Source organism: Staphylococcus nepalensis (genome assembly GCF_014635045.1).
Taxonomy (GTDB): domain Bacteria; phylum Bacillota; class Bacilli; order Staphylococcales; family Staphylococcaceae; genus Staphylococcus; species Staphylococcus nepalensis.
In genome coordinates this window covers 26,772-38,907 of the sequence record NZ_BMCF01000009.1, presented here as the reverse complement: position 1 = coordinate 38,907, position 12,136 = coordinate 26,772, and the positions used below count along the sequence as shown (strand labels likewise).

Sequence of the window (12,136 nt, the reverse complement as noted above, 5' to 3'; positions counted from 1 at the left end):
ACTCACCCCAAATAACTACATTGTACCAAAGTTTTCTTTTAATTTCTAAAAGCATTACATTAGTATAATGCGTATTTACCATTTTCTAGTTACTAATTTCTATTACGCGCAATAAAATATATTGTTTGCAGTTTCTACTTTACGATGATAAAATATATATTGCATCCACGGATTATACTACACAACCCCAAGTCTGGTACCGCAGACTTGGGGTTTTTGTGTAAGGCCACCTATTTGTTTTTCCATTTGTCTTCTAACCAAACTCGAAATACAACAAGCAAGCCACCTGTTAATAACGTAACTATGATTTCTTGCCACCACGTAACCATACTACACCCCCCACAGAAAAAAGTACCATGTAGGAATTTGATGGCCTATTTATATTCTAACATAAAATAGAACATGTGTTCGTATAAATAACTATAATTTTACAATTTTCTTATAAAACACGTGCAACACTTTAATTTTAACCTATTTCAAGATAATATAGATATATCATTTAAAAAAGTAAAGAGAGGTTGACCAACTATGAATCCTTTAGCTTTAGATTTAAACGAGCAATTATCTAAATCCAGCCCAGAAATTGCTGACATGCTTTCTGATCTTGGAAAGTTAATGTATTATCCAAAAGGTATTTTATCACAATCAGCTGAAGCAAAAGCTACTGAGTATAATGCTACAATCGGTATGGCAACATATAAAGATAGTAAAATGTATGCTGAAACATTAAACGATATGTTCAATCATTTAGAACCAGATGAAATTTTCCCCTATGCTCCACCTCAAGGTTTAGAGACGCTGCGCGACTTGTGGCAACAAAAAATGTTGAAAGAAAACCCTGATTTAAATTCTAATGACATGTCTAGACCTATCGTTACCAATGCATTGACACATGGTTTATCCCTAGTTGGAGATATGTTCGTTGATAGCGGCGATACGATTTTATTACCATCACATAATTGGGGTAATTATAAACTTGTATATAGTACAAGATACAGCGCTGAAATTGAAACGTATGACATCTTTGATGAGAATGGCCATTTTACTACTGAACAACTTGTTCATACATTAGAACAATACAATAAAGAAAAAGTTGTTTTAATTTTAAATTATCCAAATAACCCAACTGGTTACACACCTACAAAAGATGAGGCAACCATCATAGTTGATGCAATTAAATCACTTGCTGAACGTGGGACAAACGTAATTGCGTTAGTAGATGACGCATACTATGGTTTATTTTATGAAGATGTTTACACACAATCTCTATTTACTGCATTAACGAATTTACATTTATCAAACTTATTACCAATCCGTTTGGATGGCGCTACTAAAGAATTTTTTGCATGGGGCTTAAGAGTAGGATTTATCAGCTTTGGCGTTGAAGACGATACTACCAAACAAGTTTTAGAAGCCAAAGTAAAAGGATTGATAAGAAGCAATATTTCGAGCGGCCCAATGCCATCACAAAGCGCTGTTAAATATGTTCTTGAAAATCATGATGAATTTGATAAAGAGATTCAAAATAATATTAATACGCTAAACGATAGATACCGTGTTACAAAATCTGTTGTTTATGATGAAAAATATGCAGCATACTGGCAACCATATGATTTTAACTCTGGTTATTTTATGGCGCTCCAAGTTAAAGCCGTTAACCCAGAACAATTACGTAAACATTTAATTGAAAAATATTCAATCGGCATCATCGCATTAAATGATTCTGACATTAGAATTGCTTTCAGTTGTGTTGAAAAAAATGATATACCTCATGTTTTTGATTCCATTGCAAAAGGCATTGAAGATCTACAAAATGCTTAACAATAAAAAAGAGATGAAATTGCTAAAAAGCAATTTCATCTCTTTTTTATTGTTGTTGTTTCAAGACACGTGACATTTCTTCAATTTTACCGGCATGTAACGGGATATGAATCGCGTTTAGTACTAATAATTCATCTAATGTACTACAACCTGCAATCGTTTCAGTCAACTCAGCTTCTAATTCTTCATCTGTAAGTTTTCTAGAACGTTCAGGCAATGTTTGTAACGTATCTAATATCTCATTAATATCTGGTACTGTTTCGTCTTCCCAGTTTTCCGGTGAAGAACCATAACCAAACAGTTTTGTATATTTCTCTATATCCACTGTATTTTTATCATATAAAGATAAAGCTGTTTCGAATATAGTTAATACATGACCATATTGCCAATGTATCGTGTTTGGAAATAAATCAATTTTATCATCTAACACTTGATCATTATTCCAATTTTCATAATTTGAAATAAGATAATTAATGCCCATATCAATCACATCGTATACTGATTTTTTTGTCATAATTAAACTCCCTCCACAATTAGATATATCATACGTACAAGACACTCCTTTAACGTTTCAAGAGTTATCTAAAATGTACACTCACTCTCTACCCTTTTATTTATTAATTATTCATTTCATCTAAATTTATAATTAAATTTCAAATAATTTTAATTTCCTAAATCGTCCTGTTTCTACACATTTCTCACCATTACTACTGATAAAATTATCATATGGATAGCCAGGGTATGATTTATTTCATGTTCTTATTTATTAAAGCATGTTTCAGGATTAAAATTAAAAAACGTTTCTCAAAAGTTTGATAATCTAATGAGAAACGTCAATAAAGCATTATTTTAAAATTTTTACGTAAAATGATGTCATGTCAACAACCTAAATATTGATATAACAGCCTTGAATGGTTATTTTACATCATACCTGGCATACCACCCATGCCTGGTTGTGGGTCATTACCGCTTTCTTCTGGGATATTAGCTACAACTGCTTCAGTAGTTAAGAACATTGCTGCAACACTTGCTGCATGTTGAAGCGATGAACGTGTCACTTTTGTTGGGTCCACAATTCCAGCTTCTAGCATATTAACCCATTCGTTAGTTGCCGCATTAAAACCGACACCTACTTCTGAATTTTTAAGTCTTTCAACTATAATTGAACCTTCTAGACCAGCGTTTATTGCTATTTGACGAACTGGTGCTTCTAAAGCTTTCAGGACAATATTCACTCCTGTAGCTACATCGCCATCAGCTTCAATTTTAGATACTTTATCATAAATATTCATAAATGCTGTGCCACCGCCTGCTACGATACCTTCTTCCACAGCAGCTCTAGTAGAGTTTAAAGCATCTTCAATACGTAATTTGCGTTCTTTTAATTCAGTTTCACTTGCTGCGCCCACTTTAATTACTGCAACGCCACCTGCTAATTTAGCTAAACGTTCTTGTAATTTTTCTCTATCAAAATCTGAATCAGTTTCTTCAATTTGAGCTTTGATTTGGCTTACTCTTGCATCTATATTATTTTGATCGCCATCACCATCGACGATTGTAGTATTGTCTTTAGTAACTTCAGCTTTATTTGATGTACCTAACATATCAAGTGATGCATCTTTTAACTCTAAACCTAAATCATCTGTAATAACTTGCGCACCTGTTAAGATTGCTAAATCTTCTAACATTGCTTTACGACGATCACCAAATCCGGGTGCTTTTACAGCTACTGCAGTAAACGTGCCGCGCATACGGTTTAAAACAATATTTGTTAATGCGTCGCCCTCTACATCATCAGCTACAATTAAAATTGGACGATTAGATTGAACTACTTGTTCTAATAGCGGTAAGATATCTTGGAATGATGAAATCTTTTTATCTGTAATTAAAATGTATGGTCTTTCTAGCTCAGCAACCATTTTATCGGAATCAGTTACCATATATGGTGATTGATAACCTCTATCGAATTGCATACCTTCAACCACTTCTAGTTCTGTGTTAAAACCACTTGATTCTTCAATAGTAATAACGCCATCATTGCCAACTTTTTCCATTGCTTCAGAAATATATTTACCGATTTCTTCATCTGCTGCCGAAATAGAACCAACTTGTGCAATTTCATTTTTATTATCCACATTTTGTGAAATTTCATGTAATGCTTCAATTGCAACGTCAACAGCTTTATCAATGCCTTGGCGTAAACCAACTGGGTTAGCACCACTTGTTACGTTTTTCAAACCTTCTTGAATCATTGCTTGTGCTAATACAGTTGCAGTAGTAGTACCATCGCCAGCAATCTCATTTGTCTTATTAGCTACTTCTTGTACTAATTTCGCACCCATATTTTCATATGGATCTTCTAATTCAATCTCTTTAGCGATTGTTACCCCATCATTTGTAATTAATGGTGATGTATATTCTTTATCTAATACAACGTTACGTCCTTTTGGTCCAATTGTAACTTTGACAGCATTTGCTAATTTGTCTACACCTCTAAGCATAGATTGACGTGCATCTTCAGAGAATTTTAAATCTTTAGCCATATTTCTCGTACCTCCATGTTGTTAGTATTTTATAAAGTTAATTTTTTATTTTCTATTCAATAATTGCTAAAATATCGTCTTCATTAAGGATTAAATAAGTTTCGTCTCCACGTTTAACTTCAGTACCGGCAAATTGTTGAAATACAACGTTATCGCCTTCGTTTACTTCAGGAGCAACTCGAGAACCATCTTTTAAAATACGCCCTGCACCTACTGCAATTATCGTACCTTCGTTTGACTTCTCTTTAGCGCTATCTGTTAATACGATACCACTTTTTGTTGTTTGCTCTTGTTCTATTTTTTGAATAATTACTCGGTTACCTAATGGTTTTAACATTGATTGTTCCTCCTTAGAATTAAAAATCTTTAGCACTTAGTTAATCAGAGTGCTAATCTACTTTCTATAATAATCAAAGTTGGTCAATATTTCAAGTTAAAACCATCACTGTTTATTTTGTATGAAAAACTAATTTGCGCTAAAATAGAGTATAAACTATTTTTGGAGGTTCATTATGTCTCGTTTGTGGGTATCCATATTGACATTAATTATTTATGGCCTTGCACAATATGGTGTTTTATTTTTTCATATGGCAGGCTTTTTTAACAATCTAAGTGGTAAATCATTAGCATTTGCTAATATTTATACACAAGTAACTTTATTTATTATTGCAGCATTTATCATCATTATTATCAACAACTTTATTTCTAATCCTACACAGCTTGAACAACAGCATAAGGAAAAGAAACGTTATGCAATTTTATGGTCATTAATTGGATATGTATGTGTTATGTTTTATCAAATTATTGCCGGCATTATCAATATGTATGTTCTAGGTGGCCCTAAATCAAGCCCTAACACTGAACAATTAATGAAAGTAGCCCAAGAAATACCTGTCTTTATTATTTTAATCTCAGTAGTAGGGCCTATTCTTGAAGAATATGTATTTAGAAAAGTTATATTCGGTGAATTGTATAACCTTATGAAGGGTAGTAAAGCGTTACGATTCATTGTAGCTTCAATCGTAAGTTCTATTATTTTTAGTGCTGCGCATGGCGACCCTGCTTTCTTTATAATTTACTTTGGCATGGGAATGATTTTTTCAGGTTTATATGCTTTTACAAAACGTATATGGGTGCCAATTGTTGTACATATGATGCAAAACGGTTTTGTAGTTATCATTCAAGTTTTAGTAGGGCCAGAAAAAATAAAAGAATTACAAGAAACAGCTTCATTTATCTTTAATTTAATTATTTAGATTATTGGAGTGACAAAATATATTAAGAAAAGAGCCTGAGACAACGATTGTCTCAGGCTCTTTATTGATATCAAAAGCATGTGGTTAAACCAAAAACATCATTGTTTCAATTTTGATATCCACGCTTAGGAAGGATAACGAAACTTTTTCTAGATTAGGTTTTTCTTTCATCTCTTTTTTTATGTCAATTCAATTAATGACTGTATTTATTTTATTTTGCTGTTTTTACGATGAACAAAATATCCAACCAGTACACCTACAAAAATTACAATAATCGCTGTGATTAAAGCAAATAAAGTGCGTTCAAATTTGATATCAATGGTATTTTGGGCATCTCTTTTTGTAGTCTCGGTTATTTCTTCATCACTACTTGAGTGATACTCATATTTGCCTGAAGCATTTTTGGTTTTTGGATTTTTCAAATCTGGCATTGAACCAATTTCTCCAGTAATCAATGCTAATACTTGATTATCTAAATTTTGATAATAATCTTGTGATTTTAACGGGTTAAAATACTGGAACTTAAAATAATTTGTGCCTTTTTGTAACTCGTTTAAAAAACTATTATCATCAAATTTGTGTGGTCTAAGCATTGATAAAATTTCTTTGTTCGAAACATCATCTTGATTATCGTTTAATTGTTTTGCTTGATTCACAACAAAAGGATTATATTTGAAAGATCCAGTAGACATTTGGCTAAATCTGTTTAAAATTTGATGTTCATTATTTATATTTGAGGATGCTTGTTTTGTACTTTCATTAGCTGGTAAATTACCATAGTTTAATTCGCTATGTTGGTTATTCGAATGAGACCTTTGTGTAATGTTGTTTTGCTGACCATTAGACTTTTCATTTTCAACTGATCTTTGCACATTAGGTCGTGATGGGTTTGAAGGCCTATTTGGTTGTATTCGTTGATAATTATCACCGATATCGCCCTTATCATCTTCATTATTAGGCTTCGAAGGGTTATTAAGATTATTGGAGTTAGACGACTGACCTGAGGAAGTTGAATTACCTGCCCCTTCGTTTGTATTACCTACGCCATTTGGATTTGTTGTGCCCTCGCCATTCGAGTTGTCTGGGTTGGTTGGCGTACCTCCACCACCATTATTTGGTTGTTCCGAATTGTTTGAATCATCTGCACCTTCATTGGTGTCGCCAGATTCATTCGGATTTGAGGTGTTTCCATCATTCGGTTTATCTGGATTTGTTGGTGTATCTCCGCCACCATTATTTGGTTGTTCCGAATTGTTTGAATCATCTGCGCCTTCATTGGTGTCGCCAGGTTCATTCGGATTTGAGGTGTTTCCATCATTCGGTTTATCTGGATTTGTTGGCGTACCTCCACCACCATTATTTGGTTGTTCCGAATTGTTTGAATCATCTGTGCCTTGATTTGTGTCATCAGATTCATCCGAATTTGAGCTATTATTGTCATTTGAATTATTTGAATCGCTCGGCATACCTCCGCCGTCATTACTTGGTTGATCCGAATTTGTATCGTCACTTATATCTGAGTTTGAAGTACTATCATCGTTTGTATTATCTGAATTGATCGGTATATGTTCATCATTTGATTCATCTGGATTATTGGATGTGCTTTCGCCATTATCGTTTGGTTGATTCGAATTTGTTGAATCATTTGTGCCTTCATTTGTACCATCATTTACATCTTGATTTGGTATATCCGTTGAAGCATTATTTATATTAGCAGTTGCTTCATCAACATTCGAATTTGTATTTTCTGTATTATAGTTTGTTGCATAAAGGTCAGAAACTGAAGGCATAAACTTTGAATTTACCGCCTTATTTTTATCGCTAATATCTTTGGCTAAATTCATTGATAAATTGTTATTTTTGTTAGTATCTTTATTTTCTTCTTCGGCTAGAATAGGTTTAGACATTAAAGTAGCTCCTACAGCAAAAGCGAAGCCAGAAACTAACAGTTTATTTGTTTTATACCTTTTCATTCTCTCACCTCCGATTATTCATTTTACATTCAGTTTTATTATATTAGAAAGCATACTTTTTTTCATTAGTTAGATGCTTTTTGAAAGGAAAAAGTAATAAATCTGAAATTTTTTGTAAAAACCCTATTTACAAACTCTGATATAATATTTATACTAGGTATATAATTTGAATTATTAAAGGAGCTATCATAATGGGAATTTTCACTAAAAAATCAAAAGATTTAGATGCATTGCAAAATGCTATAGAAACTAGACGCACAGTATATAGTTTAGATAAAGAAATTTCAATTTCTGATAAAGAAGTTGAAAATATAATTGAACACGCTATTAAACATGTACCATCTTCATTTAACTCACAATCAACACGCGTTGTATTATTATTGAATAATAATCATGATAAATTTTGGGAAATCGCAAAAGAAGAACTTAAAAATGTAATGGGCCCTGACCGTGATTTCCAACCTACTGCAGACAAAATTGACAACTTCAAACATTCACATGGCACTATTTTATTCTTTGAAGATGAAGAAGTAATCGAAGGTTTACAAAATCAAATGCCAAACTACGCAGAAAATTTTGCGGTTTGGTCTAATCAAACAAATGCTATGCACCAATTCGCAATTTGGACAGCATTAAGTACTGAGGGCATTGGTGCTTCTCTCCAACATTACAACCCTCTTGTAGATGTAGCCGTTGCTGAAGCATTTGATATTCCAAAAACTTGGAAACTTGTGGGACAAATGCCTTTCGGTAATGTCCGTGAAGAAGCTGGCGAAAAAGAATTTAATGATGTAAGCAAACGTTTCCTTATTAGAAAATAATTAAACTCATATGCTAGTTAATAGAATTAAATTTTTATAATTTTTATAACTGACGGTAAGTTGTTAAACTTCCCTGTCAGTTTTTTTTATTAAACAAATTTTGAATTTTCTAAAAATATTTAGTATATTAACTTTAATACTAAATTAAGGGGCGATAGAGATGAATATAGAAGTCTTTCAATTTAAAATTGAACCATCTAATGTTTCATTAAATGAAGAAACAATTAAAAATTGGTTTTCTAAATATGTGACATCAGAAACAGATGTTGTCGTATTACCAGAAATGTGGAATAACGGTTATGCCCTACCTCAATTAAATAAGCTTGCTGATCAACAATTATCACGAAGCTTTGAATTTATATCAAAATTAGCGATACAATATCATGTTGATATCGTTGCGGGTTCTGTATCAAACAGTATGAAAGAAGATATTTATAATACTGCCTTTGCAGTATCTAAACACGGTTATCTCATTAATAGTTACGATAAAGTACACCTTGTTCCTATGTTAGATGAACCACTCTATATGAGTGCAGGTAATGCTGTTCCTGAACCCTTTTCACTTTCGAATGGAGTAAAAATTGCACAAATCATTTGCTATGATTTACGTTTTCCTGAATTACTACGTTATCCAGCACGTAAAGGCGCAGAAATAGCAATTTATGTAGCACAGTGGCCAAGTGTTAGATTAGATCATTGGGTTGCGCTGTTGAAAGCACGAGCAATTGAAAATGATATGTTCGTTATCGGTTGCAATAGTTGTGGTGATGATGGTAAAACCGAGTATGCGGGCAATTCTATTATTATTAATCCTAATGGCGAAGTGATAGACCAACTCAACGATAAAGAAGGACAACTAAGTTGTTCTTTAGATTTAAATGAAGTATCTAAACAACGTGAATCAATACCAGTTTTTAAAAATTTGAGACCTCATCTTTATAAATGAATATAAAAAACCGTGAGCTTGGGAGGGACTCACGGTTTTGTAACTTATTATTAAGGGAATGTTTTATACAGTTATTTCTCTATCTATTTTTGGGGATGTTATTAATTATGAAAAAAATTAGTGAATTTATCGATTAAAATGATAAATTGAATGATGTTTACGATAGCTTACATGTTTAATTTTAATTTGTCTCTGTTATAGACAATGTTAAAATTGAATTGGATTTGAGACTGGGAAAGGTCTACAAATACAAATAAGGGATTTGCTTAAAGAATTAAGCGAGTTGTGTACTTATTTAGTACTATTTTACGAAATCACTAGCTATTGCTGAAAAGGTTCTTGTCACTACATCAGCCTCCTCTTGTCCGTATTCAAAGAACTGAAAACGATAACTAAACTTGTAACTTCAATAACTATACGAAGAAAGCACAGTTACAATTTTTAGTTGTATTAATTAGACTCCTGCTCATAAGTCTAATCAATATAGTCATTTAAACGATTCAGTTAAAATGACTCAAGCAATGTTATCACTTCTTTGTGATACAATTATATTTAACCATATATCTGTTTAATTGCGTGAGATATTCCCTAACTCGTAATATTTCATACTTATTCGTTAAGAATTGTATGTTAAAATAAAGAAGATAAGAATTTCAAACAGTTAGGAATTCAAAATATACACTTAAGCAATGAGACGCCTAAAATATAATTAAAATTGTATAATACGAGTGAGGAGAGAAAAGCCATGTTAAAGGTAATTGACAACAAAATCGAAAACTTAGCACGAAGCTTACAAAAACGCAACAACTTAGATCATATAGAATATTTAAAAATGCGTTTAGGCATGCAAGTTTTTGTAAACAATTTTTTTAAAACGGTTGTAATTTATGGCGTTTCTATCCTTTGTCATCTATTTTTATACACACTAACTGTCCACTTATCATTTTTTATAATTAGGCATTTTGCGCACGGCGCGCATGCTAGAAATTCTTTAACTTGTTATTTAGAAAGTCTGATTTATTTTATTTTACTACCTTGGTTAATCGGGTATATACAAATATCATCTTTGGTAATGTACCCCTTAGCTGTTATAGGTTTAGTTATAATTATAATATACGCACCATCTATTACTAAAAAGCAACCTATTCCAGAACGGCTAAGAAAAGGTAAGAAGATGAAGGCAACAAGTGTAACGTTACTGTTGTTGGTAATTTCAATCTTTTTAAATGAGCCTTATCAACAACTAATGTTACTTGGAATTATTATTATATCTATCTTGCAACTCCCAATATTTTTTCCTAAGGAGGATGATTAATTATGAATATTTTTGGATCAATTTTAACAATTTTCGCGAAGTTTTTTGCTTTTATAGGTGCTATTTCAACTGTCAACCCTTGTGGTGGCTACGTAGATGAACCTGAAGTACCTAAAGAATTAACAAACCTATACGAATAATAGTTGGTTAGAAAGTGTGTATAATATGTCAGCGTTAATTTCAGTATTTTTATCATTATTGCAAGTAATTATTTTATTTTACAATTTGAAACTTTTTAATGGCATAAATTATACTAAAAGGGATTATATTTCAATTATTGGGATAATAATCCCTTCTACTGTTTTATTCGTATTTGTGAATACACAAGCAGTAGTATTTCTTTTTGTTTGTAGTTTAGTATTTATGTATTTTAAAAAGAAATTTATGGGTATAGTTTCTGTCTTAATTTGCTTTTTCATTTTATATATGGCTAATTTTACAAGTTTATGGTTAAGTACTTTGCTTGTAGATTTGGTGTCAATTGATAATGCTTTCACTATATTTTTTGTAATCATATTTACAATTGCTTCAATCATTTATACGTACATTGCTAAATTTTTTATTAAACGCTTATCTTTTTCAGATTTATCGTTAAACAAAATATATTTAACGTTAGTTAGTTTATTTTTATTAACGATTTTAGGGTTAATGTATTTTTATTTACCACAACAAGATGTAACTTTTGGTGATGCTAAATTTATTTCAATTATGTATGCAGTCGTAATTGTTACTACTGCGATTTTAATTGTTACCATTTCTTTTAGTATTATTCGCCAAATCCAGTATAAGCGTAATATGCAAGAAATTGAAAATTATTATAAATATACGTTGCAAATCGAAGAAATTAATAATGAAATGCGTAAATTTCGACATGATTATGTTAATATACTTTCAACTTTATCTGATTTTATAAGAGAAGATGATATGGAAGGCCTACGTAAATATTTCAATGAAGAAATTATGCCGATGCAAGATAATATGCAAATGAAGTCACTCAAAATTAATGGTATTGAAAATTTAAAAGTTCGTGAAATTAAAGGTTTATTAACTACTAAAATTTTACAAGCACAAGAAAAAAACATTAGACTAAGCATTGAGGTGCCTGAGCCAATTGAAAAAATTGATATGCCGATTATCAACTTAAGTAGAGTGATTGGTATATTACTAGATAATGCGATTGAGGCATCAGAAAAAATTGAAGAAGATCCTTTAATTCGTATTGCTTTTATTAAAAATGAAGACGCATCTGTGACATTTATTGTTATGAATAAATGTAAACCAGATATGCCTAGGGTACATACATTATTCCAAGAAAATTATTCTACAAAAGGTAAAAACCGAGGATTAGGTTTATCTAACCTAAAAGAAATAACCGATGCAACTTCCAATGTTTTATTAGATACGACCATTGATAATAACTATTTTATTCAAAAAGTAGAAATATTAAATTCAGATTCATAA

General features: G+C 31.6%; 12 protein-coding genes. 7 read left to right on the top strand and 5 right to left on the bottom strand.

Features of this window, described 5'->3' with window-relative positions; genetic code table 11:
• Positions 1-230: 230 nt before the first annotated feature.
• A complete protein-coding gene (locus tag IEU88_RS13730) occupies positions 231-329 on the bottom strand; it encodes a Trp-rich small protein (RefSeq protein WP_096808864.1) in 99 nt (32 codons plus the stop codon).
• Between the two features lie 199 nt (positions 330-528).
• Between IEU88_RS13730 and IEU88_RS11830 the strand changes: the two genes are divergently transcribed.
• Positions 529-1,821, top strand: a complete 1,293-nt coding sequence (locus IEU88_RS11830; protein ID WP_103373305.1) for an aminotransferase class I/II-fold pyridoxal phosphate-dependent enzyme — start codon at positions 529-531, stop codon at positions 1,819-1,821.
• 46 nt (positions 1,822-1,867) lie between these two features.
• On the opposite strand, the gene IEU88_RS11825 is transcribed toward IEU88_RS11830, so the two are convergent.
• The 3 genes from IEU88_RS11825 to groES all read right to left on the bottom strand — a co-directional run bounded on the left by IEU88_RS11825 (position 1,868) and on the right by groES (position 4,701).
• Positions 1,868-2,335, bottom strand: a complete 468-nt coding sequence (locus tag IEU88_RS11825) for a DinB family protein (protein ID WP_096808862.1) — start codon at positions 2,333-2,335, stop codon at positions 1,868-1,870.
• A 406-nt stretch (positions 2,336-2,741) separates the two neighbouring features.
• Entirely contained in the window at positions 2,742-4,364 is a 1,623-nt protein-coding gene (gene groL / locus IEU88_RS11820) for a chaperonin GroEL (protein WP_096808861.1), read from the bottom strand.
• A 52-nt stretch (positions 4,365-4,416) separates the two neighbouring features.
• Positions 4,417-4,701, bottom strand: a complete 285-nt coding sequence (gene groES / locus IEU88_RS11815) for a co-chaperone GroES (RefSeq protein WP_096808860.1) — start codon at positions 4,699-4,701, stop codon at positions 4,417-4,419.
• A gap of 175 nt (positions 4,702-4,876) precedes the next feature.
• Between groES and mroQ the strand changes: the two genes are divergently transcribed.
• Positions 4,877-5,620: an intramembrane glutamic endopeptidase MroQ gene (mroQ, locus tag IEU88_RS11810; RefSeq protein WP_096808859.1), complete on the top strand. Its 744-nt coding sequence runs from the start codon at positions 4,877-4,879 to the stop codon at positions 5,618-5,620.
• A 206-nt stretch (positions 5,621-5,826) separates the two neighbouring features.
• Here the strand turns inward: mroQ and IEU88_RS11805 are convergent, their stop codons facing one another.
• Complete coding sequence (locus IEU88_RS11805) at positions 5,827-7,593, bottom strand: SdrH family protein (RefSeq protein ID WP_103373160.1); 1,767 nt, start codon at positions 7,591-7,593, stop codon at positions 5,827-5,829.
• 191 nt (positions 7,594-7,784) lie between these two features.
• On the opposite strand from IEU88_RS11805, the gene IEU88_RS11800 reads away from it, so the two are divergent.
• The 5 genes from IEU88_RS11800 (at position 7,785) to agrC (ending at position 12,136) form a co-directional block, all read left to right on the top strand.
• Positions 7,785-8,414 carry a nitroreductase family protein gene (locus tag IEU88_RS11800; protein ID WP_096808857.1) on the top strand — a complete coding sequence of 210 codons (630 nt, stop codon included), beginning with the start codon at positions 7,785-7,787 and terminating at the stop codon, positions 8,412-8,414.
• A gap of 160 nt (positions 8,415-8,574) precedes the next feature.
• Complete coding sequence (locus IEU88_RS11795) at positions 8,575-9,360, top strand: carbon-nitrogen family hydrolase (protein ID WP_103373159.1); 786 nt, start codon at positions 8,575-8,577, stop codon at positions 9,358-9,360.
• A 745-nt stretch (positions 9,361-10,105) separates the two neighbouring features.
• Complete coding sequence (locus IEU88_RS11790) at positions 10,106-10,675, top strand: accessory gene regulator AgrB (protein WP_103373158.1); 570 nt, start codon at positions 10,106-10,108, stop codon at positions 10,673-10,675.
• A 2-nt stretch (positions 10,676-10,677) separates the two neighbouring features.
• Positions 10,678-10,815, top strand: coding sequence for a cyclic lactone autoinducer peptide AgrD (gene agrD / locus IEU88_RS11785; protein WP_103373157.1), 138 nt, complete (start codon positions 10,678-10,680; stop codon positions 10,813-10,815).
• 25 nt (positions 10,816-10,840) lie between these two features.
• Complete coding sequence (gene agrC, locus IEU88_RS11780; RefSeq protein WP_103373156.1) at positions 10,841-12,136, top strand: quorum-sensing sensor histidine kinase AgrC; 1,296 nt, start codon at positions 10,841-10,843, stop codon at positions 12,134-12,136.